20 protein-coding genes are annotated in these 26,550 nt (G+C 61.6%); 8 read left to right on the top strand and 12 right to left on the bottom strand.

The window, feature by feature from the left end; genetic code table 11:
• Positions 1-28: 28 nt before the first annotated feature.
• Positions 29-1,858, bottom strand: coding sequence for an HD domain-containing protein (locus tag NZ585_02285; GenBank protein ID MCS7078866.1), 1,830 nt, complete (start codon positions 1,856-1,858; stop codon positions 29-31).
• 300 nt (positions 1,859-2,158) lie between these two features.
• Between NZ585_02285 and NZ585_02280 the strand changes: the two genes are divergently transcribed.
• From NZ585_02280 to NZ585_02255, 6 genes are all read left to right on the top strand, one after another.
• Entirely contained in the window at positions 2,159-3,559 is a 1,401-nt protein-coding gene (locus NZ585_02280; GenBank protein MCS7078865.1) for a phosphoglucomutase/phosphomannomutase family protein, read from the top strand.
• Positions 3,528-3,923 (top strand): septum formation initiator family protein, encoded by a 396-nt coding sequence (locus tag NZ585_02275; protein MCS7078864.1) that lies wholly within the window; start codon positions 3,528-3,530, stop codon positions 3,921-3,923. Before NZ585_02280 ends, NZ585_02275 begins: the two co-directional genes overlap by 32 nt.
• A gap of 138 nt (positions 3,924-4,061) precedes the next feature.
• Positions 4,062-4,637: an N-acetyltransferase gene (locus NZ585_02270; protein ID MCS7078863.1), complete on the top strand. Its 576-nt coding sequence runs from the start codon at positions 4,062-4,064 to the stop codon at positions 4,635-4,637.
• Positions 4,588-5,361 carry a glycosyltransferase family 2 protein gene (locus NZ585_02265; protein MCS7078862.1) on the top strand — a complete coding sequence of 258 codons (774 nt, stop codon included), beginning with the start codon at positions 4,588-4,590 and terminating at the stop codon, positions 5,359-5,361. The genes NZ585_02270 and NZ585_02265 overlap by 50 nt, the downstream gene beginning before the upstream one ends.
• Before the next feature lie 23 nt (positions 5,362-5,384).
• Positions 5,385-6,503: a DegT/DnrJ/EryC1/StrS family aminotransferase gene (locus NZ585_02260; GenBank protein MCS7078861.1), complete on the top strand. Its 1,119-nt coding sequence runs from the start codon at positions 5,385-5,387 to the stop codon at positions 6,501-6,503.
• A gap of 77 nt (positions 6,504-6,580) precedes the next feature.
• Positions 6,581-8,449 carry a lysophospholipid acyltransferase family protein gene (locus NZ585_02255; protein MCS7078860.1) on the top strand — a complete coding sequence of 623 codons (1,869 nt, stop codon included), beginning with the start codon at positions 6,581-6,583 and terminating at the stop codon, positions 8,447-8,449.
• Here NZ585_02255 and NZ585_02250 read toward each other — a convergent pair.
• From NZ585_02250 to hutI, 9 genes are all read right to left on the bottom strand, one after another.
• Positions 8,446-9,798, bottom strand: a complete 1,353-nt coding sequence (locus NZ585_02250) for a TIGR02710 family CRISPR-associated CARF protein (GenBank protein ID MCS7078859.1) — start codon at positions 9,796-9,798, stop codon at positions 8,446-8,448. The genes NZ585_02255 and NZ585_02250 overlap by 4 nt on opposite strands.
• Positions 9,798-12,251, bottom strand: a complete 2,454-nt coding sequence (cmr6, locus tag NZ585_02245; protein ID MCS7078858.1) for a type III-B CRISPR module RAMP protein Cmr6 — start codon at positions 12,249-12,251, stop codon at positions 9,798-9,800. Before cmr6 ends, NZ585_02250 begins: the two co-directional genes overlap by 1 nt.
• Positions 12,248-12,670 carry a type III-B CRISPR module-associated protein Cmr5 gene (gene cmr5 / locus NZ585_02240; protein MCS7078857.1) on the bottom strand — a complete coding sequence of 141 codons (423 nt, stop codon included), beginning with the start codon at positions 12,668-12,670 and terminating at the stop codon, positions 12,248-12,250. Before cmr5 ends, cmr6 begins: the two co-directional genes overlap by 4 nt.
• Positions 12,671-12,688: 18 nt before the next feature.
• Positions 12,689-13,597 (bottom strand): type III-B CRISPR module RAMP protein Cmr4, encoded by a 909-nt coding sequence (gene cmr4, locus NZ585_02235; GenBank protein ID MCS7078856.1) that lies wholly within the window; start codon positions 13,595-13,597, stop codon positions 12,689-12,691.
• Positions 13,590-14,723, bottom strand: coding sequence for a type III-B CRISPR module-associated protein Cmr3 (cmr3, locus tag NZ585_02230; GenBank protein MCS7078855.1), 1,134 nt, complete (start codon positions 14,721-14,723; stop codon positions 13,590-13,592). Before cmr3 ends, cmr4 begins: the two co-directional genes overlap by 8 nt.
• A complete protein-coding gene (gene cas10, locus NZ585_02225; GenBank protein MCS7078854.1) occupies positions 14,720-17,362 on the bottom strand; it encodes a type III-B CRISPR-associated protein Cas10/Cmr2 in 2,643 nt (880 codons plus the stop codon). The genes cmr3 and cas10 overlap by 4 nt, the downstream gene beginning before the upstream one ends.
• A 227-nt stretch (positions 17,363-17,589) precedes the next feature.
• Positions 17,590-18,993, bottom strand: a complete 1,404-nt coding sequence (hutF, locus tag NZ585_02220; protein ID MCS7078853.1) for a formimidoylglutamate deiminase — start codon at positions 18,991-18,993, stop codon at positions 17,590-17,592.
• On the bottom strand, positions 18,968-19,801 hold the full coding sequence (gene hutG / locus NZ585_02215; protein MCS7078852.1) for an N-formylglutamate deformylase: 834 nt from the start codon (positions 19,799-19,801) through the stop codon (positions 18,968-18,970). Before hutG ends, hutF begins: the two co-directional genes overlap by 26 nt.
• Positions 19,764-21,005: an imidazolonepropionase gene (gene hutI / locus NZ585_02210; GenBank protein ID MCS7078851.1), complete on the bottom strand. Its 1,242-nt coding sequence runs from the start codon at positions 21,003-21,005 to the stop codon at positions 19,764-19,766. The genes hutG and hutI overlap by 38 nt, the downstream gene beginning before the upstream one ends.
• Before the next feature lie 222 nt (positions 21,006-21,227).
• Here hutI and NZ585_02205 point away from each other — a divergent pair, with 222 nt between their 5' ends.
• Positions 21,228-22,922 carry a urocanate hydratase gene (locus NZ585_02205; GenBank protein ID MCS7078850.1) on the top strand — a complete coding sequence of 565 codons (1,695 nt, stop codon included), beginning with the start codon at positions 21,228-21,230 and terminating at the stop codon, positions 22,920-22,922.
• Entirely contained in the window at positions 22,919-23,464 is a 546-nt protein-coding gene (gene cobU / locus NZ585_02200) for a bifunctional adenosylcobinamide kinase/adenosylcobinamide-phosphate guanylyltransferase (GenBank protein ID MCS7078849.1), read from the top strand. The genes NZ585_02205 and cobU overlap by 4 nt, the downstream gene beginning before the upstream one ends.
• Before the next feature lie 638 nt (positions 23,465-24,102).
• Here the strand turns inward: cobU and NZ585_02195 are convergent.
• On the bottom strand, positions 24,103-25,290 hold the full coding sequence (locus tag NZ585_02195) for an AAA family ATPase (protein ID MCS7078848.1): 1,188 nt from the start codon (positions 25,288-25,290) through the stop codon (positions 24,103-24,105).
• 197 nt (positions 25,291-25,487) lie between these two features.
• A complete protein-coding gene (locus NZ585_02190) occupies positions 25,488-26,513 on the bottom strand; it encodes an alcohol dehydrogenase catalytic domain-containing protein (protein MCS7078847.1) in 1,026 nt (341 codons plus the stop codon).
• Positions 26,514-26,550 lie beyond the last annotated feature (37 nt).

The raw sequence follows: 26,550 nt of genomic DNA, 5'->3' as shown, positions 1-26,550 counted from the left end.
GCGCGGTTGAGAACCAACAAAGAGTATATCAGGCTTTGCCGGCCGCAAGCGCAACTTGGTAGCCTTGGATCACTTCGTCTAGTTTGCCAGCCTTGAGCGCGCTTTCAAGGGCAGCCACCACGTTTGGGTCATAGCGCGTCCCGGCAAACGACCAGATCTTTTGTACGGCCACGTCGGTCGGCATCGCGCGCTGGTAGGGACGGTTGGTCGTCATAGCGTCGAACGTGTCGGCGACGCTGATGATGCGCGCCATCAACGGAATCTGGTCACCTTTCAAACCAAGTGGGTAACCGCGGCCGTCCATGCATTCGTGGTGGTAGTACATGCCGGGGATGTATTTTTTCATCTGCGGAATCTCTGCCATAATTTTGGCGCCCTTTTCTGGGTGCGTCTTCATAATGGCGTATTCTTCTTCAGTCAGCGCCGCCGGTTTTTTCAGAATGCGATCCTCAATCCCGATTTTGCCCACATCATGCAGAAGCGCCGCGACGCGAATGTCCTCAATTTCCTCCTGACTTAGGCCCATTTGCTCCGCCATGAGCACGGAATACATTTTGACGCGCTCGGAATGACCACGTGTGTAGGGGTCTTTGCCGTCAATCGCTTCCGCCAGCGCCTTGACCGTCCCAAGGAACAACTCCCGGTTTTCATTGACAGCGAAGCGCAGGTCGTTGATGTACCGCTGGATGTGATCGGCCATAGTGTTGAAGTCGTCGGCGAGTTGGCCGATTTCGGAGCGGCTGCGCACGGTGATGCGCCGTGAGAAATCACCTTCGGCGATGGCGCGCGCGCCGGCGGCGACGGCTGCAATTGGGGAGGCAATCCAGTAGGCGAGTAGTACCCCAACCACAGCGGCAATGAGTGCTGTCACAAGTGTCATTGCCGCCGCCTGCCAGATCATGGTTGTCACCGATGAATAAGCCGCCGCTTCGTTGATGACGGCGATGACACCCAACGGGACATCAGGCGCAATCCGCGCCGTCGCGCAGCTTCCCAGCATGGAGAGGCGCTGGCCGCCCAGATTGATCTCAAACGGCTCGGCCAGCGGCGCGGAAAAATCCACCTCGATGGTACCCCGCCACTTAGTGACAATACTCCAGTCGGCCAAGTTGGCTTGGGAATACACCATCTTCCGGTCGGGATGCGCCAGCACGTACCCTTCCTTGTCAACCAAGAGCACGACGCGACTCCCATTACGCATCAGCGTTTCGTGATCGAGATTGCCGCTGGCCGAGGTCACATTGACCAAATTGAAAATCGGCTCCAAGCTGACGACAGCGACGATAATCTCCTGTTGTCCTACCGGCGGGGCGTCTGGCCTGGGTAGCGCCTGCGCCAACACAATCGCAAATTCGCTGCTTGAGCGAATGTACTGCGGCTTGCCCACATAAGTTTGGTTGGGACGCAGATTGACCGCCTGCAAGGCCTCACTGACAGCGCCTCGGACTTCTTCAGCGGCAATTTTGTCCTTGTTCCATTTCGCAACAAGCTGCGTGTCCTGACCGGCGCTTTGCGGGACAATCCCTAGCAGAATAAGGTTGGGATCATTACCCAGAAACTTCTCCAAATATTGATCGCGCGCTGTTCCACTCTGTTTGAGTAACGTCTCTACCCCACCGGTCACCTCAAGCGTGTGCGCCAGCCCCCTCACCTGCTGCCGGTAGCCGCCGATGTAGGTTTGCAATTCGTTCGCCACTAGCAGAACCGAACGAAGCTGTTCAACACGCTCATTGCGACGCATGGCCTCGCGTCCAAGACCGATGAGCTTCCAACTGACGGTCGCCAGCGGCGCAATAGTCAAAGCGAGGATAACGGCCAAAAACGTGTAGAGAATTTTGGTCGGCTTCTTACGCTTCATGGGGACACCTAACACATGCTGCACAATCTGTCGGCGCGCGGCGAACATAGCAGCCGGGCAGGCGCCGAGGTTGTTGCGGGGCTGATTGGCGAGTATTCATAGTGTTTTCTTCCAGCGCAAGGAGAGACGACACCGTATGTCCGCTGCCTGGTAGGCTGAAAAAAGCATTGTCCCCGTGGGTTGGCGTATGGTAGTGTGGCGCACCTTCTTTGGAACGTCCTTTTCCCACCGGTGACAAGTGGTTGATTCCAGTGTCTTTGGAAAGACTCGAAGCGCGCTTCGAGCGGCGGCAAAGTGTCCATGATTACCTTCGGCACATCCGGTTGGCGGGCGATTCTGGCGGATGAGTTCACCTTCACCAACGTTCGGCTTGTCACGCAAGCCATCGCCGACGAGTTACAGAGCACAGGCGCGGGCGGCTTGCTTATTGTCGGTTATGATCCCCGCTTTATGGCGGAAAGGTTCGCCGCCGTCTGCGCCGAAGAACTGGCGAAGCGCGGGTTTGACGTGCATGTCACCGCTCGTGACACGCCGACCCCGGCGCTATCGGTTGCCATTCGGACCTACGGCGCACGCGGCGGTATCAACTTTACGGCCAGCCACAACCCGCCGGAGTACGGTGGGATGAAGTTCTCGACGGCCAACGGCGCGCCGGCCCTACCGGAAGTCACAAAGCGGATTGAAACGTTTATTCAGCGCCGCCTTGCGGGCGACGCCCTGACCGTCTCGGTTGTTCCGGCGGGGAAAGTGGAAACGGTGGACCTGTGCGAGCTGTACCTCAGTGTACTGGCTGAAAAGATTGACGGTGACGTGTTGCATTCACGGCCGCTGCGCATCGCCTATGACGCGCTGTGGGGGACAGGACGCGGCTACCTTGATGCGTTCCTACGCGCTTACGGCTGTGAGGTGACGACCCTGCATGACCAGCGCGACCCATACTTCGGCGGACGCAGCCCTGAGCCGTCTGAAGCCAATTTATTGGAACTCAAGGAAGTTGTTGTCCGCGACGGCTATGACTTAGGGTTGGCGACGGACGGCGATGCCGACCGGTTCGGCGTAGTTGACCGCGATGGAAGGTTTATTCCGGCTAACGCCATTCTGGCGCTGCTGGTGGATTACTTGCACGAGTCACGTGGGTGGCGGGAAGGCGTCGGGCGAAGCGTGGCAACCTCGCACTGGCTCGATCGTGTGGCGGCACGGCGCGGCATCCCAATTCACGAGACGCCGGTTGGGTTCAAGTTTCTCGGTGAGCTGATTCTGGAAGGGAAAATTTTCCTTGGCGGCGAGGAAAGCGCCGGCCTGTCTATCAAGGGACACATTCCGGAGAAGGACGGCCTGCTGGCCTGCGCTCTAACGGCGGAGATGGCGGCGCGGCGGAGACAATCCATTGGCGCGATGCTGACCAAATTGGCGGAAGAGGTCGGGGCGCTAGTCAACCGGCGCATCGGAGTGCGGTTGACGCCGGAAGGACGGCTGAATCTGCAACGAAGGTTGGAAGAAGCGCCGCCGGAGGCTTTCGGCGGTAAGCGCGTTTTACGGATTGACCGCACCGACGGCGTCAAGTTTTTTCTGGAAAATGAGGCCTGGGTCTTGATTCGTCTGTCGGGAACCGAGCCGCTGGCCCGCTGTTACGCCGAAGCGCAGACGGAAGCGGAAGTGGAGGTGCTGCTTGAGTCAGGCAAGAGTTTTATTCATCAGTAACGAGCGACTCCGCCGGGAGCAAGTGCTGGCGCTGCCGAAACCGCGCGCTCTGACGCTGGGCGTCCCGCTGTATGCGTTGGTGGCAATGGTGTTTATCGGGCTGACTGGCGTGTGCGTTACAGTCACCCTGCGTACGCACGCGGAGCTTCGGACCGCGACGGAGACTTGCCGGCGCTTGCAGGAGCAAGTCGCCGTACAGGCGGCTGAAAATCACCAACTCCGTCAAGCGTTGCGCCGTTTAGAAGTTGACCCACGCGCTATTGAGCGGCCGGCGCGCGAAATGGGCTTGGTCAAGCCTCATGATATGGTTCTTGTTTGGACGGGAGAGGGCGAAGCGGCTCCACCTGCCACGCCACATCCCTAACTAGACAGGGAGAACCGGAACAGTGAGCGAGACTGCTGCGTAAGCGGTCACAGCGTCCGCCTGTGAGGCACTTGGCGAAAAGTCTCAAGCGGCATAGCATGGGGGCATAAAGAAGTTTGTCTCGCCGTTTTGTTTTGTATGAGCGAAGCGCTGCCTTACCGAAAGCACCCGACGGCGCTGGTCGAAAGTGACCGGATCGGGCGCGGCACGCGCATTTGGGCGTTTGCCCATGTCTTGCCCGGCGCGATCATCGGTGAAGACTGTAACATTGGCGACCACTGTTACATTGAGTCTGGCGCGGTCGTCGGCCACCGCGTCACCATCAAAAACGGCGTTTCGGTCTGGAACGGCGTCCATCTTGGCGACGACGTATTTCTTGGCCCTAATGTCGCGCTGACCAACGACTTGTTGCCGCGCAGTCGCAAGCCTGATTGGGTGTGTCATCCCACTTACATTGAACGCGGGGCGACTGTTGGGGCCAACGCAACGATTGTCTGCCGCGTCCGCATCGGCGAGTATGCGATGATCGGCGCGGGGTCGGTCGTCACCAAAGACGTGCCGCCTCATGCGCTCTGCTTTGGCAACCCGGCGACGGTGCGTGGTTGGGTCTGTCGCTGCGGTGCGCGCCTGATTTTTGAAGGAGAGGAAACGACGTGCTGTGAATGTGGCGACCGGTACTGCCGAACCTCAACCGGCGTCCTCCGCATTGAGTAATCGGCGTGCGACGCTCAAAGTGCTCGCCGTCCCAATTGCCTTCAACGAGGAGCAGAAAATTGGGCGCGTCCTTGACCGCTTTCCACCAAACATTGTGGACGCGATTGCCGTTGTGGACGACGCCTCAACCGACGGCACGCCGCGGGTCATCCGTGAGAAAGGCGTCATTCACCTCCGCCACGAACGACGGTTAGGGGCCGGCGCAGCTATTCGGACGGCGATTCGTTATGCCCGAGAACAGGGCTACGATGTCATTGTCATTCTCGCCGGCAATGATAAAGACCGACCGGCGGAAATCCCGCGCCTATTAGAGCCAATTATCAGCGGCGAGTGCGATTTTGTTCAAGGTTCACGTTACTTACCGGGCGGCGACTTCGGCAACATGCCGCTCTATCGCCAACTGGCGACGCGCTTCGTGCACCCACTGCTGTTTTCCCTCGCAGTGCGGCGGCGTGTTACCGACAGCACCAACGGCTTTCGCGCTATTCGATTGTCCATCTTTGACGACCCACGCATTAACATTGACCAAGATTGGCTTGACAGATACGAACTTGAGCCTTACCTGCTGTTCAAGGCGATTCGCCTTGGCTATGGCTTCAAAGAAGTGCCGGTAACAAAGATTTATCCGCCGAAGGAGCTTGGCTACACAAAGATGAAACCCTTCTCCGGCTGGTGGAGTATTCTTCGTCCTGTGATTTACCTTGGGCTTGGCCTGAAAAAATAACGCCGCAAACAGAAAGGCGCGCCATGCAGATTCCCTTTGTTGACTTACAGGCGCAGTACCGGTCGCTCCAAACCGAGTTGGACGCCGCCGTACTGCGCGTGATGCAGCAGTGCAACTTCATTCTTGGCAAGGAAGTTAGCGACTTTGAGCGCGCCTTTGCGGATTACATCGGCGCGAAGCACTGCGTTGGGGTCGCTAGTGGACTGGACGCGCTCAAGCTCGCGTTGGAAGCCCTTGGCGTCGGCCCCGGCGATGAAGTCATTGTTCCGGCGCATACCTTCATCGCATCAGCGCTAGCGGTGTCGGCTGTGGGCGCGCGGCCGGTGCTGGTCGAGGTCGAGGAAGACAGCTTCAACCTCGATCCAGCGCGCCTAGAAGCCGCCATTACATCGCGGACGAAAGCCATCATGCCGGTTCACCTCTATGGGCAGCCGGCCGATCTTGATCCGATTCTCGCCATCGCCCGACGGCACGGTCTGCGCGTGATTGAAGACGCCTCGCAGGCGCATGGCGCACGGTATCGCGGGCGGCGCGTCGGCGCCTTTGGCGACGCTGGCTGTTTTAGCTTTTATCCGGGCAAGAATCTCGGCGCGTACGGCGACGCCGGCGGCCTTGTCACCGACGATGACGCGCTCGCCGAGAAAGTGCGGTTTCTGCGCAACTATGGGCAGGAAGTCAAATACAAGCACGTGGTCAAGGGCTACAACCTGCGGCTTGATACGATGCAGGCGGCTGTGCTGGGCGTCAAGCTGCCCCACCTCGACGACTGGAACGCCCGCCGGGCAGCCCACGCCGCCGCCTACACGCACGCGCTTGAAGGCGTCGGTGACTTGAGGCTGCCGCGTGTTGTTCACGGTGACCATGTGTTCCACCTGTACGTTGTCCGCACCGGACGCCGTGACGCGCTGCAAAAGCACCTTGCCGAGCGCGGCGTTGCGACTGTCATCCACTACCCTGTCCCGATTCACCTTCAAGCCGCCTACGCCGACTTAGGCTACACGCGCGGCGACTTCCCCATCACCGAGCGGCTGGCGGATGAAATTGTGTCGCTGCCGATGTACGCCGAGTTGACGACCGAGCAACAAAACTATGTGATTGCAGCGGTGAAGGACTTTTTCGTGCAGGCGACAAGCAAGACTTAAGATAGACGCTTTTCACATCGGCGTTACGAACGCTGGATAGGCCGTGCCAGCCTTCGTAGGGAGTTTTGCGCGCGCTCATGTCACGTCGGATTTTTCAACTGCCAACGCCGTTTCGTGATCCGCTCCGCCAGCGGATGTTTGCGCCCGTTAAAAGCCTGCTTGAACGTTGGTTGTTGTTTCACCGGCTCAACGAGCTTTACGCCGAAGTCGTCGCAGCGACCGGCGGCGACGTACATGCGTTTTTTGAGGCGGTGCTGGAGGCGCTCAACGTCAAATACCATGTCCTTGACAGCGACCTAGCGCGCTTACCGGCGACCGGTCCCGTTGTGGTGGTCGCCAACCATCCGTTCGGTGGCATTGAAGGCATCATTTTGACCTCAATGCTGCGCTCGGTACGCCCCGACGCCAAGGTGATGGCAAACTATTTACTCGGCTGCATTCCTGAAGCGCGCGATTACTTTATCTTGGTTGACCCGTTTGAGCGGCCTGACTCGCCCTATGCTAACCTGCGCCCGCTGCGCGCAGCGTTGCGCTTGTTGGCGCAGGGCGGCGCAATCGGGATGTTTCCGGCTGGCGAAGTCGCGCACTGGCAGGCGGGCAAGCGAGTTGTGACGGACCCGGCTTGGAAAACGACGGTCGCCCGTTTAGTGCGTGCCGGCGAGGCCACGGTCGTACCCGTGTACTTTGATGGTCGTAACGGCGCGCTGTTTCAGATGGCTGGCTTTGTGCATCCGCGCCTGCGCACGGCGATGCTGCCGCACGAGTTGCTCAACAAGCGCAACCGTGAGATTGAGGTTCGGATTGGGCATCCGATTCCGTGGAGCAAGCTCAGGGCTTTGGACGACGAGGCGCTGACGGCGCATCTCCGGCAACGGACTTACCTGTTGGCGTCGCGCACCGAACCTGTCTCACGCTTCCCACGCGCCCTAGCGGCGCCGCTGCGTTTGCCAAAGTTGCCCGCTATGCTGACGCCGCGCCGACCGCGTGCGCCGATGATGATTGCCGCGCCCCGCGACGTGACGTTGCTGGAAGCTGAAATCAAGGCGCTGCCTGCAAGTCAGCGACTGGTTGAGCAGGGGGAGTTCACGGTTTGGTGCGCCGACGCCGAACAGATTCCGCACACCTTGCACGAGATCGGACGCCTACGGGAAATCACCTTTCGAGAGGCGGGTGAAGGGACAGGCAAGTCGCTGGACGTGGACACATTTGACGCCTACTACCAGCACCTTTTCGTTTGGAACCACGAGCGGCGAGAGATTGCGGGCGGGTATCGCTTTGGGCGGACGGATGAAATTGTCGCCCGTTTCGGTAAGCGTGGGCTGTACACCAACACGCTGTTCGCCTACGGTACGGCCTTTCTGCGCAGCATCGGGCCGGCGCTGGAACTGGGACGGTCTTTCGTACGGCGGGAGTACCAGAAAAGCTACGCGCCGTTGATGCTGCTTTGGAAGGGGATTGGGCGCTACATTGCGCAGCATCCGCGCTACCGCGTTTTGTTCGGCCCGGTGAGCATTACGAATGAGTACCGTACGGCGTCGCGGCGGTTGATGGTTGAGTTTCTCAAGGCCAACAACTTTCAGCCGCAACTGGCGCGGCTGGTGCGTCCGCGTATGCCGTTTGAATCGCGGACGGCGGCGATTGCGCAGACGCTGTTGGGGTTGAAGTCGCCGAGTATTCCGGCGGCGGACATCGAGGAAGTTTCAGCCTTTGTCGCCGACATTGAGCCGGACGCCAAGGGCGTTCCGGTCTTGTTGCGGCAGTACCTCAAGCTGGGCGGCAAGGTGTTAGCCTTCAACATAGATCCTGACTTCGGGGACGCGCTGGACGGTTTGATTATGGTGGATTTGCTCGACAGCGACCGGCGGACGCTGGAACGCTACATGGGCCGCGCCGAAGCCGAAGCGTTCTTGGCGTATCACCAGCGGCGGATGTCGCGCGCCGGTTAGGTTTTTTGGCGCAGCTCAGGCGAAGGGTAGGGAACCGAGCGCGCCGTCTTGAGGCGGTCGTCAACCTCCGCGCCGCCGTCCTCTCGCACAAGCGCTTCAAGTTGCCGGTACAACTTCGCAAGACCTTCCGCGTCGGATACGACGGCAAAGCCATGAATGAGGACGCTCTGGTTACGCCGCTTGCTCGCTGTCCCGCCTTCTTTGGCTTCGGCCGTGTCAATAAGCTTTTGGCCGAAGTCATCGTTGAGAAACTTCAGAAAACGAGCGACTTGCTCACGCGACGCCTTGAGCTTTCCGCTTCGCTGATCTGCTTCAAGCGGTCTGTCTTTCTTTCTGGTGAGATGATCTTGGAAATCCCTGACTTTTTCATCCTCCGGGGGGAGCGCGGCCGAGTCGTACCCTTTGTCAAAAAGCCGCGCTTGCCCAAGCAACTCCAGGACGCGATAAGCGCGAATCAGGGCGTCTTCATATTGCCGATGCGCCAGTCGCCGTTCGCCGTTGGCCAACAGATCAATCACCAGCGACCGCAGCGACCGCGCCTTTCCCTGTAGCTCATCTGGAAGGTCCGCCGCCAAGTATTTGACCCATTCGATCACTTTGGGCGTCGGCGCGTAGCTGTTGAGGTCGGTAGGAAGGTTCTGATCCGCGCCGACAGCGTGAAATTGGTCGGCAAGCCGGGCCGCCTCCCTGTAGTCAAGTCGGTCCCAAGCGGCGTAAAAATCCGCCCATGTGCGCAATCGCTCCGCCTCATTCCGCAGTGTTTCCGGCCATTGTTCGGTCACAGATGGGCGCACCGTATCCGCCGCCGCTGGGAAGTCACCCTGCCGGAAGAACCGGACTGCATCGTCAAGCCGCCGCTGCGCGGTTACAACAATCGTCTGAATTTCCAAAACCTTTTCGCTGCCGGCGACGACCATACCGCGCTCATCGCGTTGCGCGCCGGAAAGGTAGCGCACGACCGGCAGCCCGTGGCGTACCGCCGCTAAGACCAGCGCCGCGCTCATCGCCTTTGTGCCGCGCGTAAAATCAGCCGTGATATTCCTTGGTTGTACGCCTGCTTGGATCAGCGACGCCAGTACGCTGTCGAAATGCGCAAAGCAAGCGTCGGCGTCATCTTCTTCCCCGGCGGCGGGCAACGGCCGAATCTCAATGGAACAGCCCGGCATTGCCGGTTGCTCTTCTTCGCACAACCGTTCTGCGTAGACCTTCGTCCCCTGTGAAGGCAACAGAACGATGGTTTCCCACTGCCCTGTGCGCAGCGACTGCTTGAGTGGATTGAGCAAAGTTTCTTCAATCCTGTTTTTGTCGCCGGTGCCGACCGTACACACTAAGGCGTTTGACGCATTCATCAGCGGACCCCTCTAGATGGCTTGCCGCCTTTGTGAGGCGGACTTGTTTGCACTTTGGCGGCGCGTTGCAGTTCGGCTTCGGTGGGAAACTTGAAGGCAATCTCCCGCTCATTCGCCGACGCCACAATCAGCGTCAGCCGGTCGCCGGGTTGTTTGTCGCCCGGTACGGCGTCGCTGTTCTGGATCGGGCCGGAGAGACCGGACGGTTCATGCTTCGCCTTCCAGCCACCCTTTTTGGTCCTTTCTTCGAGCAGCACCGCCTCCACTTGCTCGCCGCTTTTAGGGCTTTTGGGGAACGCCGGCGAAGCCGGCTGCTCCAACGCAGCGGCGGAAGCCAGCGGTACGGCGCCCCCCTGATGGGCAGGTTGGGCTGTCGGCGGCCGATGTTGATTGCCGGTTTGAAGCGGCGGTGGCAGAGCGGCGCGGCGCTGGAGATCTCGTTCGACTTCTTTCAGAAATTCTTTGAGAAAGCTTTGGCTGTCGGTGAGGTTGGGCAGCTTGGCGGCCGGAAACGCCGTCACCCGAACAAGCCATCGCTCATCGCGGCGGTCAAGGTGGATGTGCACCGGCGAAGCATGACGGTCTTCGACTGGAGACAAGGGCTTGAACGCGCCTTGACAAGGCGGTGGGATTTTACGCGGCAGCCCCAGCGCCTTCTTTTCTAACTTGTGCGCGTATTGCTTCGCAAACGCCTGATAGGCAAAGCCTACTTGGTCAAGAACTTGCCATATGTCCGGCCAGTTGAAGCCCACTTCGACGACCGGCAACATCTGCTCCAAGGCCGATGATTGCGCCCGCGTTTGGACAAACTGCGTCGGCAGTCCCAACGCCGCTCGAAGTTTCTGCGCCGTTTGCTTACAGCCGTCAAGGTTGTGGTCGTTCAAGTCGGGTGTTGTGAGCGAACCGAAGCCCTTACGCGCCTTCGCGCCGACGCCTCCGAAATGGCACAGCAGCCACAGCGCCGCCTTCGCCTGCGCCATGACCTGCGCCGCTGAAATTGCTCTCCCTGCGCGCTGCGCATCAGCCTTCGGATCGGACAAAGCTTTTCGGTCGGGATAAAAGGCGGTTGGGCGGGCAATCAGCCGCAGCCGCCACTGTGCGCCGGGTTCGAGGTAGTAGCGGCGTCCCTTGGACTCATCCATGCCGTAGGAGACATACCACAAACCCTGTGTGATTTTTTTCGCTCTTTCTTTGTTTCGATCTCGACCACTGTTTTTACTTGGAATGCCATAGTCGCCCGTCTTTTGTTCTTCGCTGAAATGCGCTTTGTTCCTCTTCTCATAAGGATGAGTCTTGCTGCCACCGACCGGCTCGACGACGATTTTCACCGCGCCGCCTGCCGCCGTATCGCCCCACAGCGCAGCTTCTAGGGCGCGGAGTTGGTTGGCGTCTAAAGAACCGGCGTGGAGCGTCCGCCACCACCAGCGCAGTTGACCGCGTAGCGTCGCCGCGCGCAGGTCACAGTCTTCCGCCTGCTGTCGCGCGCCGGCCAAAAACGCCGGCGTCGTCAGTGTCAGCGTGGTTTCAAACACCTCTGTCTCCGGCGCGACGACATCGGGTCGTCCGCCTTCCAGCGGCCTGAAAACGCCGTACCCAGCGTTGGTTTTGGCACCAACGCCCAACGTACACAAACCGCCCCGAAGCCACTCCTGCGCCTGCGCCACTAGCGCGTCGGCTACGTCGGCGCGGCGCTTGGCAAGGGCGAAAAGAAACGTGGCCTGCGGCGCAACCGCCAGGAAATACACCGGCCTTGGGGCTTCCCAGTCGCCGGGCGCGTATGGCTTGTCTTTTCCGGGCGGCTGGTAGTAATCCGGGTGGTGATTGTTGACAATGTCCAGCAGCAGCGTCGGCCACACCTTTGGCCAGGCGTCGTAGAATATGACGCCGCCAACCTGCGCCGTGATTTCCGGCGCGTTCGGATCGGCTTCGTCGTAGTAGGCGGCGTACCGTCGTCGGGCCGGATGCCGTTGGTCTTGAATCCTTTGCCGTCGTTCAGGATTGGGTGCCCAACCGAACACGTCTTCAATCGTCCGCCAGGCCGTTGCTGGGTCGGGCTGCGCGGGCAGCCAAACGGTTTCGGCATAGGCGCGCGCCAACCCTTTCAAGCCGCCGCCGGGGAGATAGGCAAAGCCGTACACCGGATGCAAACTCAATCCGGCGTTTTCCAGCGCCGTCGCGCGCGACAGGTGCAGCGTCAGCGGCGTGGTCGTCGTCGCTTCGAATGTCCGCGCGCCGACGGCATGCAGTGTCTGTTGCCAGCGTTGGTAACGCGCTGCGTAATCACTCGACTTCGCTGCGCCGCTGTTCGCCTCAACGACCGCATCTAGCGCGTCCCGTTGCGCTTTCTGGTCCCCGGCTGCACTGAACTTGTCGAGTTGGAGACCCGGATGACGGCTTTCCACCGGAAGTCGTTCCAGCAGCTTGCCAAGAGATTTGGGCAGCATCTTCGTCATTGCGCCTGCTCGTCGTCGGTTAGTCCCTCCGCTTCGGCGAAGCGATTGAGCCAGTCCAAATAAGCCAGCGCCTCGTCCGTGGCGCGGCGCAGAAAGTGGCTGTCGCCCCTCACGATGCGTTCAAGTAGATCGTGCGGTTCGTCCTTCTTCGGCGGTATGCGCTCCTCAAGCCATGCGGAAAGATCATCAACCAAAGTCGGGGCGTAAGCCTTCAAAGTCGGGGCGTAAGCCTTGGCTTTGAGAAAGGCTAGCGCCGGCCCTAAACCGGAAGTCAAAATCCGAACGGGTAGTTTCTTTGCCTGTCCACCGTACTTTTTGGCGTCGTCCGCGCCAAGCTGTTTAGCGCGTTGGACGGCGTCCCAAGCGTGCGCAGCGCGGCGCTGGTCAAGCGTCCGTGATTTGGAAGCGACGAGCGGCATCTGAAACACCTCCTTAGGCTATGTCAGCCGTACGGCGCAGAGGCCCTTGCCGATGGTTTCATCGCCGCCGATTTGGAGTACCGGCGGAAGATGGGCGCGCACGTACTCCATCACGTCGCCGGCGTTCAGTTCGTGTCCCTTCCGACGGCTCGCGCCGGCCAGCGCCACGGCGTAGAAAACGGTCTCCGGCGGCAGAAACTCCTCATAAAACAACGCGCCGCGCTTGACGGTCTTGCGTTCGTAATCCAGCGCGACGCGCGCCGTTACCTCAGTTGCATGGCGGACGAAGTGCGTGAAATCGTCGTCGTGCAGGACGACAAGGCGCTGTTTGAGCTGTTGTTGTGTGAAATCGTCGTTCGTCGCACGCTCGGCGACCCACGCGGCGACGGCGTCCGCTTCGCCGACGCGCGTAAACTCAAACTCTTCGAGGATGAGCTTGTCGCCGTCCGTCAGTAGTGGACTCTCCTTTGGACAAAGCGCCTTGTCAGGCTCAGCCGTTGGGGGTCGCCAATCCAACTCGCCGGCCCCGGTCAACTGCACGTCGCGTCGTAGTCGTTCCAGAACGGCTGCGCAGGTGACCCAAGCGAAAACGCCTTTGAGCGACCGTACCGGAAAGGCCAGCAGACGCGCATCCGTCAGACTCAGCGCGCCGGCGTGGTCGGCGGCGTTGCTCTTTTCAGGGCCAAACACCGCCTGAAGCTTTTCCCGGTCGCCGTTCCGCCGGGTGCAGGCGTCCCGGACAATGCCTTTCAGCGTCGAACCGGGAATTACCGGCCACTGCGTATGGCGTTCGCGCTGGACAGGCAAGTCCACGACGCCCAGCGCCGTCCCTGACCCCGGATGCAAACTGGTCTGCGCATGGATGAACAACAACGCCGCCGCCTGCGTTACACCGGCGCGGCCGTTGGTCGCGGCAGGTTCAGACATCGTTCCACACTCCTTTCAAGTAGCCGCCCCAACCCAGCGCAGCGTCTTCGTTGCTTTCGGCGAGCGACGCCGGCCACATCGGCGGGGCCTCATCAAGGAAGTACACACTTCCGGCGGCGGCGGCGAAGCGTGTTGGTTTCGGGCCGCCGCGCGCCAAATCCCAACCGGAAAACGCCGTCGCGCCGGGGACGGCCGCTGCAATCACCCTCCCAGTCAACGCATGCGGCTTCCAGCGAGAGGCAAAGGGACAGGGCGTGATGAGCAGCGTTAGCGGTCTTTCTTTGTCCCTGCTTGGCGACCGCTGCGGCCAAGGGCAGGAGTGCGCCAAGCGCGCAACAACGACGCGCCGACCTTCGCCCCCGAACGCCATCAACTTGAGCGCGTCAATCAGCTTTTCCGCGTCATGACGCACGTCGTCAGGAACGTCAACTTCGCCGTAAAGGGTGACGCCCGGCTTGAGCGCCAAAAAGCCGCAACTGAAAATCTGCGACGCCTCGACCGTCAGGCTGTCGGGGGAAATGGTGACGCCGGTTCGGTAATCCAGCGCAAAGAGAGCCGACGGCGAAACAATTTCGTCGCTGTTTGGAACGCCGCCCGCCAAAAATGTCGCAAGCCCGTTTTGCGTCAGGTAGCCTTCCACTGGCTCCGTCGGCGCCAAGTTTTTCAGCCATAGCGGACGCCACTTCGAGTCGTCAGGCGGCGGCTGCCAACCGGGAAGCTGAGAGGGCGGCAGCGGTTGCAGCCGATGCAGCTTCGTCGGTTGATTTTTTTCCACATGCAGCACGGACGGCGCTGGCGTCAGCACATCCGGTTGACCGTTTGGCGTCACCCGCGCCGGCCATACGCCGCGCGCCATGACGCGCCCGATCCAGTGAAACGCCGTCGGACAGCTTGCCTCAACCGCTTCCGCGAAGGATTTTCCGGTCTGAATGGCTTGCGCCAGTCGGGCGAAGTTGCAGCCGGCGGCTTCGAGCAGCGCCGTACGGATTGCGCCTGCAAAGGTCTGCGGCGTCGGCCATCCGCTGAGGTTGCGCTCGCTACCGAAGGGCCGCCCGTCGCGGAAAAACAGTACGTCAAGCGGTTCGAGCCTGAGGCCGATGGTGTGCGGCGTTCCGGCGTGGCTCATACGTCCCTCCCACGCGCCAGAAACGCCGCCGTGTGGCACAGCGTCAGAAACGGCTCCAGCGCCGCCCTCGCGTCGGAGAAACGCCGCACGCCGTTGGGAAGCTTCAAAGCTTGGAAAGCATCAAATGCCTCTGCGAAATCTTTCGGCGGGATCAAGTCCGGCGTCGGCGCTTCAGCGCGACGAAGCTGACGTTGGAATTCCGCCTGAATGGCTTTGGCCGGAAGCCCGGCCAGCGTCCCCCGCATGCCGTAAAGCCGATAGACCCAGCGGTCGGATGCGCCACGCCGGAAGCCGTCCGTCCAGCCGATAACGCTCTCGGCGAAGGGCCACGGACACACCGCCGACGTATGCTCGCCGGAGCGCCGCCGTACCGTCATGCCCAGCGCGTCCTTACCAGTGGCCTTGGCCTGATGCTCGGCCGCACGGGCGTCCTGCAACGCCAGCCGTAGGTCGTCCTTGGCGTGGACGACGACCATCCCGCCGGAAATCGTTGCTCGCTTGCCCATCAGCAGCCATTCGCGTCGGTTGGCCTCGCGCCGGTTTTGGTCAGTTGCGTACCAGTTTTGCCGGTAGGCCTGCGCCAGCTGCGCCGCGCAAGGTAGGGCTTTTTCAACCGGCAGCAGCGCCAGTAGGTCATCGCCGCCCGCGTAGATGAGCGTTCCGGAGTGGGCTTCGATGACGGGCGGCGCGACGTGCAGCGCGAAGTTGGCCAGCGCCGTACTGATGGCGGCATGGAGCGCCGGCCCGACAGGTCGCCGCGCCTTGAGCCGCTCGGCGTTTTGGGCGTCAACCTCTTCAAAGTACGCGACCAACTTGGGATGGATGACCTCGCGCGCCTGCGGTGATTGTTCGCCCCGCAGCCAACCGCCCAGATCGTCGCCGTCGAGTTTTAGGATGGCGTAGTAGGTCGGCGGCGGCCCAAGTTGTTCCTTCCGGCTGTAGTGTTGGATTCGCCGCCAAACATCTTCCGGGCACGGGCCGGCGGTTTCCAAATCTTGGTCAGGCTTTGACCAGTGCAGCCAGCGGCCGTTCCATTCACCGTACTCCCGACGAACTTGGTCGGGGCGAATGTTGGCTTTTTCAAGCCAGACGGCGGCGGCGACCGTCCACGTATCAGGGAAACGCAGGTCTTGGGGCGTGACGCCAAGTTGTTTAACGAAGAACGCCGGGCCGGAAAACCGTTTGGCGAGGGCGACGGCGCAGAGGGCTTCACCGGCGCGAATGCGCACGCCGTCAAGGCTCAAGCCGCCGTTGGGTTGGGCGAGGTTGTTCCAAAAGTCGCTTGATGCACTCAGTTGGGCGGGTCCCATCTGCTCGAAGCTGCCAAACAGCGTACACTTTGGCGGCCACGGCCCCTCGCCCGCCGTGCTGGACGGAATGTGCCGAACAGTACGCGCCGCCGCCAGCGACCGCTGGACGAGTTCAATCTGGTATTGCCACTGACCGGCTTGTTCCTGGGCGTAGTTGGGGCGGTCGCTTCGGGGGATTGACCGCGCCATCGCGCGGACGTGCTCGGCTGCGGGAAAGGCGTCGGCAAAGGTGTCTTTCCCGGCAAGCAAATCAGCCAATTGACGGTCAATTTCGTCCCCTATTCCGCTTAGCGGCAGAACGGCGGTCGCCGCGCTGAAGTAATCAGCGATTTGGTGGTTCCAGCGGGCGTCCCAGTCAGTCCATTGCCCGTCAAGCTCCTGCTTGAGCCGCGCCCGAACGCTTTCGGCCAGTTCACGCCACGCCTTGGCGCAGGCTTGACGGCAGCGTTCGGCCAGTTCGTGGGCGGCTGCGCCGTTCTTTCCCCATGGCACAAGCGCCAGAAAGCGATGCGGAAGCGAGGGCGTCATTTTCTGCCGCGTCGTCGGCTGCGGTGCGCGTGCGCCCAACTGTGCATCTTGCGCCAGCCATAAGTCCAGCAGCGGATTGCCGCGCAGCGCCGGATACAGCAGCGCCGTCGGACCGAGTTGCTCAACGACGGGCAGCAATGACTGAAAAGCCAGCCAAGAGAGGATCATGCTGCCCGACCACAAATCGCGGACCGAGCGGGCCGCCTCGATAAATCGCTGCACCGGGCCGAGCGCAAAAGCCAGCAGCGCTATGCCGCCGCCTTCGGAACGCGCCGCTTCAAAAGCCGCAACAGTATCGAGGTGATGCCAGATTGTATGATCGGGCGTTCGGGTGTCGGCCGGTAGGAAAGCCGTGCAGGGCTGGACTTCAGCCAGTTTTTCCGGCCAGTTGCGCCAGACCGCCAGCCAACGTTTGCGCGCCGTCGGATCATGGTCATCGGAGAAACCGTCCATGGCGTCGCGTAGAGCGTTCTGCTGCGCAGTAGTCAACGCACCGAGCGGCGGCAGCTCGAGCGTCCGCTGTGTCGCCGACAGCGGATGGACAATATGGAGCGTTTGGTTTTCAGGGCTGACGGCGCGCTCGCCGTCGCCGCCGGCTGTCGGCATCGGGAATCGCTCGACGATGGAAGCCAGAGTGTCCGCTGCGCCCGCCACACGTTTGACGCCTTCTTTGGTCACGTCGTCGCCAAGCGCAATGCGGGCGAGATCGGCGGCGCGCTTTTCGTGACCGCGAATGTCTAGTGCTTTGTCCGGTGGGTCATGCAGATAAGCAAGCAGGAGGTCTGTCCAGCTGACCGGCATGAAGGGCGGGTTTGCTTGTCATAAGATTGACAAAAAAGCTGCGGCAGCATAACGGCCGTCATCACGGTTGTCCAGCTTTGCGCGGTGATTAGGGAGGTCTTTCTGGTTCAGGTTGGTCAATGTTGGGGGACTGAAGCCGCCAAGAACTGGGTGCGCACGCCGCAAGTGCGCGTCTTTTTCATCAAGTTTGCGAGAAATGTTGCCGTATTCGGCGAAATGTTGTCCTTCTAAACCTGTCCTGAGGTGACTGCTCTTGTCTCGTCCCGCCAGAGCTGGTTCATCGCTTCCTGAAAACGCGCCAAGATGCGCGCACGACAGGGATGGCGACCGCGCCGCAGCGCCCAGCGTCCGGCGACCATCACATCCGCCCAGAGCGCCCCCGGACTTGAAAAAACCACTGCATCTATCCACTGCTCCAGCGGGACGCCGACCAGCGGCGGCTGCTTCAGGTCGAGCCGCAGCGCGTCGGCGCGTGCGCCGGGCATCAGTCCCCAGACCGGCTCACCGGCGGCGTCACCGCCACCTGACTGCGCGCCTGTGAAGAGCGTTGAGGCCGACACCCCAAGCCCGCGCCGGCGCGTCGCCAAGCGCGCGCCGTACGTCAGCCACCGCAGTTCTTCGCGCCAATCGCGCGTAACGTGGCTATCTGAGCCGACGGCCAACGGGACGCCAGTCGCCGTCCACGCTGGCAAATCAAACAGCCCGTCGCCTAGATTCGCCTCGGTCGTCGGGCAGACCACGATACCCGCGCCGCTTTGGGCGACGGCAGCGCGTTCGGCTTCGTCTGTATGCGTGGCGTGAACGAGTTGCCACCGTGGATCAAGAAGTCCTTCCCGCGTCAACCAAGCGACCGGACGCGCTCCAGTCTCGAGCAGACAAGCTTCAACTTCAGCTGTCTGTTCGGCGACGTGAATGTGAATCGGCCCGGTGAAGTTCTCCGCTATGCGACGTAGGCGGTCAAAACTTTCCAGCCGCACGGCGCGGACAGAATGCAGCGCCAGTCCAACGGTGAAGCGTATTGAGCGCCCTTCTTCAAGCGCCGTCGCCGTCGCCCATACGTCGTCCGGCGTCGCAAAGAACCGCCGCTGCTCCGGCAGGATATCCAGCCGCCCAAAACCAGCGCGTTCATAGACCGTCGGAAGCAGAGTCAGCCCGATGCCAACCTCGTCGGCGGCTTCAACCAGCGCCGCCGGCATCGTCGTGCGGTCGGCGTAAGGTTTGCCGCCCACATCGCGGTGCACGTAGTGGAACTCACACACATGCGTATAGCCGCCTTCAAGCAGTTCCAGATAAAGCTGCGCGGCGACGGCGCGCAGGATGTCGGGCGTCAGGCGGTTGGCGACGGCGTACATGCGCGTGCGCCAACTCCAGAAATCGTCTGGTTCACCGTCAGGCGGTTCAGTCAACCCAACAAACGCCCGCTGAAAGGCGTGGCTGTGGGCGTTGACGACGCCCGGCAGTAACGCGCCTTCAACAACCTCGGCCCCGACCGGCGGCGTCGCCGTATCCGGCTCGACGCTTGCCCAGCGGCCGTCTGCGCCGACGGTCAGGTACACGTCGCGTCGCCAACCGTCAGGAAGCAGAGCGAAAGGCGTCCAGAGCGCGTCAGGTTGCAGCGAGTCGGTCGTCATCGGAAGGTTTCCAGTCCAGCGCGATGCCAACGAGCGTCTGCAACACCGGGCGCAGGCGCGCGGCGCGGGCGGCGTCCAGCACGTAGGGCGGCGCTTCATCCATGTAGCAGGACCAGCACATTTCCAACTGGACGGCGTGGCGGCCGGCGGCCGGTCGCCCGTACCGGCGCGTGATGTAGCCGCCCTTGAAACGCCCGTCCACAACGTAGGTAAAAAGCTTTTGTTCGGCAAGCGCGTCGCCAAGCGCCCGTCTGAGCGACGGCGCGCAACTTCGCCCGTCGGCCGTGCCGAGATTGAGGTCGGGCAGCTTGCCGTCAAACAGCCACGGCAGTTCCGATTTGATGCTGTGGCCGTCCCACAGAACAACATACCCATGACGCGCATGTAGGCGCGTCAGTTCGCGTTCAAGCGCGTCATGGTAAGGCCGCCAGTACCGTTCGCGGCGGCGCGCAATCTCGGCGGCGCCGGGCGATCGCCCGTCACGGTAGATGGGTCTTCCGTCGAACAGGCGCGTCGGACACAGTTCCGTCCGGTTGGCTTGCGCGTAAAGCGGCGCGTCATCCGGCGGGCGATTCAGGTCAATGACATAGCGCGACAGACAAGCGCCAAGCACCGTGACGCCGAGCCGTCGCGCGAAGTCATAGATGTCCGCTAGATGCCAGTCCGTATCGGGCAGTGCGCGCGCCGCTTCCGTCCAGTCGGCGGCGATCTCCGGCGGGCAGTCGGTTCCAATGTGCGGCAGGCTGATCAGCAGCGGCGCATCGCCCGGCTCAAGGTTGAAGATTGTTTCCGTCGGCGATGCGTTCATCACGGTTGACCTCCTTGCCGCCGATCACCACGCGGTTCGGAAAGCATCCGCCCATCCAATAGACCAACTCACGCGGATGGTCGAGCGGCCAGACGACAAAATCCGCGCGTTTACCGACCGCCAAAACGCCGCGATCCGTCAGTCCCAGCGCGCGCGCCGCATTAACGGTCGCCCCGCGCAGCGCCTCTTCAGGCGTCAGGCGAAACAGCGTACACGCCAGATTGAGCGCCAGCCGCACCGACAACAATGGCGACGAACCGGGGTTGTGGTCGGTCGCTACGGCTAGTGGGACGCCCGCCGCCCGCAGCGTCGCAATCGGCGGCAGGCGCGTTTCCCGTAAGCAATAGAACGCGCCGGGCAGCAGGACGGCGACCGTCCCCGCCGCCGCCATGGCCTGCACACCGTCTTCGCCAAGGTATTCCAGATGGTCGCAGGACAACGCCCTGTACTGCGCCGCCAGCACCGCGCCGCCCTGATCGCTCAGTTGCTCGGCATGGAGCTTGACCGGCAATCCCAGCGCGCGCGCTGCATCAAAGACGCGCCGTACCTGATTGCTTGAAAACGCTATCGTTTCACAGAAGGCGTCCACGGCGTCCACCAGCCCTTCAGCATGGAGCGCAGGTAGCCACGCGCAGACTTCCGCGATGTAGTCGTCGGGGCGTCCGGTGAACTCCGGCGGCAGGGCATGCGCGCCAAGGTAAGTGGTCACAACCGTCAGCGGCAGCTCGCACCCCAAGCGGCGGGCGACACGCAGGCAGCGGGCTTCGTCGGCGAGCGTGAGGCCGTAGCCGGATTTGATCTCGATGGTGGTGACACCTTCCGCCAGCAGCGCCAGCGCCCGCCGCCGCGCCGCTGCGAACAACGCTTCCTCGGAAGCTTCGCGGGTGGCGCGGACGGTTGAAAGAATGCCGCCGCCGCGTTGGGCGATTTCGGCGTAACTCGCGCCATGCAAGCGGGCTTCAAACTCGTCGTCCCGCGCGCCGCCGTACACCAAGTGCGTATGGCAGTCTATGAAGCCCGGCGTCACAAGCGCGCCTTCAAGGTCGTATTCTGCGTCAACTTGCACGTTGCGGGGCAGGTCGGCTTCAGCTCCGACCCAAGCGATGCGGTCATCGGAGGCCAGCAACGCGCCGTTCGCAAGCCGTCCCCACGGAACGTTGTCGGTCATGGTCGCCAGTTGGGCGTGTCGCCAAAGGGTGAGCATAACTTGCAGGCTCTTGGGTGCGTGTACGTTTTCTGTTTGGCGAGATGAAAAAAACACCGTCCAGAGCGTGGCGATTTAGAGACCGGCGCGCAGACGTCGAAGGTCATCCTACGCGCCGTATGCGCGCCCAACAAGGGCGTCGCTTGACGCTCAAAACGCTCCCAACTAACGTCGGTGCATCGCTGTGCAGCGTCCACTCCGAAGAACGCTTTTCTTGCCGCCATGTCGTCTTCCACAACGCCATACCCGGTACGCGCGCCGCGCGGCGCGCAGCTTGTCTGTCGCAACTGGCAACTCGAAGCCGCCTACCGGATGTTGCACAACAACCTCGATCCCGAGGTCGCCGAGCGGCCGGAAGACCTTGTCGTTTACGGCGGTATCGGGAAGGCGGCGCGCAACTGGGCGTGTTTTGAAGCGATTTGCCGCACGCTGCGCGAGATGCAGGCGGACGACACGCTACTGATTCAGTCGGGCAAGCCAGTCGGCGTTTTTCGCACCCACCCGGACGCGCCCCGCGTCCTGCTCGCCAACTCAAATCTCGTTCCCAAATGGGCGACGTGGGAACACTTTGACGAACTCGACCGGCGCGGGCTGATGATGTACGGCCAGATGACCGCCGGTTCGTGGATTTACATCGGCACGCAGGGGATTGTGCAGGGGACGTATGAAACCTTCGCCGAAATGGGCCGGCGGCATTACGGCGGCGACCTGCGCGGGCGCTGGATTCTGACGGCTGGCTTGGGCGGCATGGGCGGCGCGCAGCCGTTGGCGGCCGTCTTTGCCGGCGCTTCGGCGCTGGTCATTGAGTGTCAACAGAGCCGCATTGACGCGCGCTTGCGGACGCGCTACCTCGATGAACAGGCGGCCGACCTTGATGACGCGCTGGCGCGGATAGCGCGTTACACAGCCGAAAAACGCGCTGTCTCGGTTGGATTACTCGGCAACGCAGCGGAAATCCTGCCGGAGCTTGTCCGGCGGGCGCGTGAGGGCGGGATACGGCCGGATATGGTCACCGACCAGACTTCGGCACATGACTTGATTCACGGGTACTTGCCGGCAGGCTGGACGGTCGAGCAGTGGCGGGACGCGCAAAACGACCCGGCGCAGCATGGCGCGCTGCGCCGCGCGGCGGCAGAAAGCTGCGCGCGTCATGTCCGCGCCATGCTTGACTTTCAGGCGATGGGCGTGCCGGTGGTGGACTACGGGAACAACCTGCGGCAGGTCGCCTTTGACGAGGGCGTAAGCGAAGCCTTTTCGATACCCGGTTTTGTACCGGCCTACATTCGTCCGTTGTTTTGTCGCGGCAAGGGACCTTTTCGCTGGGTGGCGTTGTCGGGCGACCCTGAGGACATTCGCCGGACGGACGAACGGTTGATGGAGCTGTTCCCCGAAAACGACCACTTGCACCGATGGCTGAGGATGGCCGGTGAGCGCATTGCTTTTCAGGGGTTGCCAGCGCGGATTTGCTGGCTGGGGCTGGGAGAACGCCATCGGGCGGGGTTGGCGTTCAATGAGATGGTACGGCGCGGCGAAGTCAAAGCACCGATTGTCATTGGGCGTGATCATCTGGACGCTGGCTCGGTCGCTTCGCCGAACCGCGAGACGGAGGGCATGCGGGACGGTTCGGACGCGGTTTCCGACTGGCCACTGCTCAACGCGCTGCTCAACACGGCGAGCGGCGCAACGTGGGTTTCGCTGCATCACGGCGGCGGCGTCGGCATGGGCTACTCGCAGCATGCGGGGATGGTCATTGTCTGTGATGGCACGGAAGACGCCGCCCGCCGACTGGAGCGCGTGCTGTGGAACGACCCGGCGACGGGCGTGATGCGCCACGCCGACGCGGGGTACGCTGAAGCGATGGCGTGCGCGCGCGAACAGGGGTTGCGCCTGCCGATGCTGGAGCGGGAGGCGGGATGACGCGGGCGCTGATTTTCATTCTGGGCGGCGCACGCGCCGGAAAAAGTCGCTTCGCGCAGGAACTGGCGCAGAAACAGGCTGACGCCACGGGAGCCTCAGTGTGCTTCATCGCTACGGCGGAGGCGCTTGACGAAGACATGCGGGCGCGGATTCTTCGCCATCGAGAAGAGCGTCCGGCCGCTTGGCGTGTGATTGAAGAGCCGCGTGCGCTGGCCGCCGCCTATGCGCAGGCTGCCGAAGCAGGCGTCGTCCTAGTGGACTGCTTGACTCTGTTGGTTTCCAACTGGCTGCTTTCAATGCCGGATGACGCGGACGGCTGCCTTACCGCCCTCGAAACGACGCTGGCGGCGTTTTTGCAGACCTTCGCGCGCCGCGAGCAGACAGTCATTGTCGTGTCGAACGAGATTGGGTTAGGGATTGTTCCGGATAATGCTTTAGCGCGGCGCTACCGCGACTTGCTGGGGCTCGTCAACCAAAAGGTTGCAGCGGCAGCGACAGAAGTTTACTGGGTCGTCGCCGGCATTCCATGGCGCATCAAGTGAACACAACCGACCTTACTGCTAAGCGGCAGGCGGCGGAGCTATCCAGAGCAGTTGTCGTCGCTGTGAGGCGCTGGCGCATCCGACAAACTCAAAAGCTTTGTAAGCGCCTGTGTCGTTGGCCTCGGGAGCCTTTCCCGCACGTTGGACAAAGTACTCGGCAATAGAAGTCAAGAATATGCCAGTCGAGATTCCCTGCAGCAATGACGCCCTGTTTCGGATACGAAGCGCCATGATCGTCTGTGGAGTGACCAGCTTAGGGCATTGTGGGGAGGGCAGGGGAGTCTCACGGGGTACGGGTTGGCGGTTGCGCTTATACAACGCGGCGGGGCGGCTTGCGCCAAGAGCGGCGGAAGCGGCGGAGGCCGAGCGTGCGCAACCAAGGTGGAGGCTGCATAGCGGCGTGTGGAGGAAGAGCGCATCCGTATAGAAGCCGCCAAAGCGCAGGCGCAAGCCGAACGCACCTCGTGCGGAAAAGGCTAAAGCGTGTGCAGAAGCAGCTGAAGTACAAGTGGAAACCCAAGCGTGCGCGCGCCAAAGCGGAACAGGGGCAGCGGCTTTGGAAGCGGAACTGGAGCGTTTGCGCGCCCTGTTAGGACAGCGCACCAGTTGAGCCGTCACGCCGTCGGTTGGTAGGCCGCTTAGTTTTCGCTCACCGTTTTGACTGAAGCCGGCGAGGCATGTATCGGAAGCGCCGCCGCACCCCCTAACGATTCCTGCTCTACGGAGGCAGCAGGTGACTCGGTTCCAGCACTGAGCACTAGCGCTCCGTGGTGTTCCTTCGAGAATCGAAGCTTTTTTTCCTCCGGGTCATAGTCCACCAGCAACAAATCGCCGGTGCGTACCTGCTTAGTGGCGACCAAACTCGCAATCGGGTTGACGAGAAACCGTTCAATGGCGCGTTTGAGATGCCGCGCGCCATATTTCAGGTCAATACCTTCATCCAGTAAAAACCGCTTAGTCTCCGGCGAACAGCGGATGACAAACTTTTCGGACGCCGCTCGAGTGATGCGTTCCTGAACCGCGTTCAGTTCCAGTTCGAGAATCCGCTCTAGATGGTGCTCCTTGAGACTGCGGAACACCACCACCTTGTCAATCCGGTTCATAAACTCCGGCGAGAACTTCCGCCGCGCCGCCTCGGTTGCCGTCCGGTAGATTTTTTGGTCGAGGTCATCACGTTGCGTTTCAGGACGTACCGGAGCAAAGCCGATGCTGCCGTTGATGAGTTCGGACATTTCCTTCGCGCCCAGATTGCTCGTCATCACAATCAGGCATTTCGAGAAATCCACGCGCCGGTTGTCGCCCAACGTCAACGTAGCTTTGTCCAGAATGCCCAACAGGAGTTGCCAGAGGGCGTCCGACGCCTTCTCAATTTCATCAAAGAGAACAAACGTTAACTTGTCCTGTTCGGTGTGGTATTTATCGAGATTTTCCTGCGTTAGTAGCGGCGGTGTTTCGCGGTGTCCAAGGTAGCCAGGCGGTGACCCAATCAGCTTGGCGACTTCGTGGCTGTGCTGAAACTCGGCGCAGTCAATCTTGACGACGGCGTAGGGGTCGCCAAAAAGCGCCTCCGCCGCCGCTTCAACCACGCGCGTTTTACCTGAACCGGTCGGACCGAGGAAGAGCAGCGTTCCCAGTGGCCGGCCTGGCTGCGCCAGCCCAGCCAGATAAATCTGGTAGAGGTTAGCCAGTCGCCGTACGGCGCGTTCCTGCCCCACGACACGCGCCATCAGCTTTTCTTCAAACTCGCGCGCGCGGGGACTCTTGATGTCAGGGTTGAGCAAAACCCGCTGGGGAGCAGTTTCACTTAGCGCGGCAGCAGTAGTCATCGGGTGACTGTCTCTCCTTGTCTCGAAAAGGCCGTCTGCGCGGGATACTTTTCGCCCACTTTGGGAAGTGCTTTAGATACTAAGTGAAAGCCTGTTTTCTTGGCAATTCGACGACTCTCCCGGCGCACCACCAAAGATACTTCCGAACGCCGGCAGCCAGCCCCGTACGCCCCGCCACCGGCGACAATGGGAACTTGTTACGGGAGGATGGCGAACTTGATGCAATCACCCCGTTGCAGTTGCTCCAGCGCGTCGCCAAGGCGGTCGAGCGGATAGTCCGCCGTGATAAGTCGCCCCCAGTCAACACGCCGCTCAAGCAGCATCTGACGCGCTTGCTGAACGGCGCGCGGCGTCATGTGGAATGGACTGCGCAAGGTGATTTCATCGTAGTGAATTCGCTCTGTGTCGAACGTCACCGTCGTTCCGCGCTTGCAGCCACCAAAGAAGATGACCGTGCCGCCGCGCCGCGCCAGTTGTACGGCGAGTTCCCAAATGTGTGGCTGTCCGGTGCACTCAATCACGAGGTCAGCGCCGCGCCCGCCCGTCAAATCTCGAATGCGCGCCGGTAGGGTGTCCGCCTCAAAATCAAGGGTGTGAGCGGCTCCTAACGCCTGAGCAACCTGTTGTCGGTAGGCCCGGCGGCCGACCACGATGATTGTTTCGACGCCGCGCGTTCTGAGCGCCGCAACATGCAACAGGGCGATCGCGCCGTTGCCGAGGATCACAACCGTGTCGTCCTCGCGTACGGTGACGTTTTCCAGTCCGTGAACGACACAGGCCAGCGGCTCCATCAGCGCCGCTTCGCGATAAGGGAGGTGCTCCGGCTTGGGGTACATGTTTCGGCGCACAATCCGCTCTGGAATACCGATGTATTCCGCATACGCGCCCAGCGCCATCGTGGACATAATCGTGTCACAGAGGTTTTCCTGCCCGCGCTGGCAGTAGTAGCAGGTCTCGCACGGCGCTGAATGCGTGGACATCACAACATCACCTTCCTTGAAGCGCGTCACCCCATGACCGACCTTGGCGACGACGCCTGCAAACTCATGCCCAAAAAGCGTCGGCGTTGGGAACTTCGGGTGTCCACGCAGAAACGCTTTCAGGTCAGTGCCGCAAGTCAGCGCCACAGCGACCTTGACGACTACGCCGCCTGGCTCCGGGTCAGGGATGGGTACTTCGCGCATTTCAATGACGCCGGGTTCGACAAGGACGTTTGCACGCATCAGCGAAGGCAGGGGCGGCATAGACGTACAAGGCATC

The sequence above is a fragment of the Chloracidobacterium sp. genome, from assembly GCA_025057975.1.
GTDB lineage: Bacteria > Acidobacteriota > Blastocatellia > Chloracidobacteriales > Chloracidobacteriaceae > Chloracidobacterium.
Note: the sequence above shows the minus strand (reverse complement) of the source record. Positions and strands in the feature narration are given on the sequence as shown.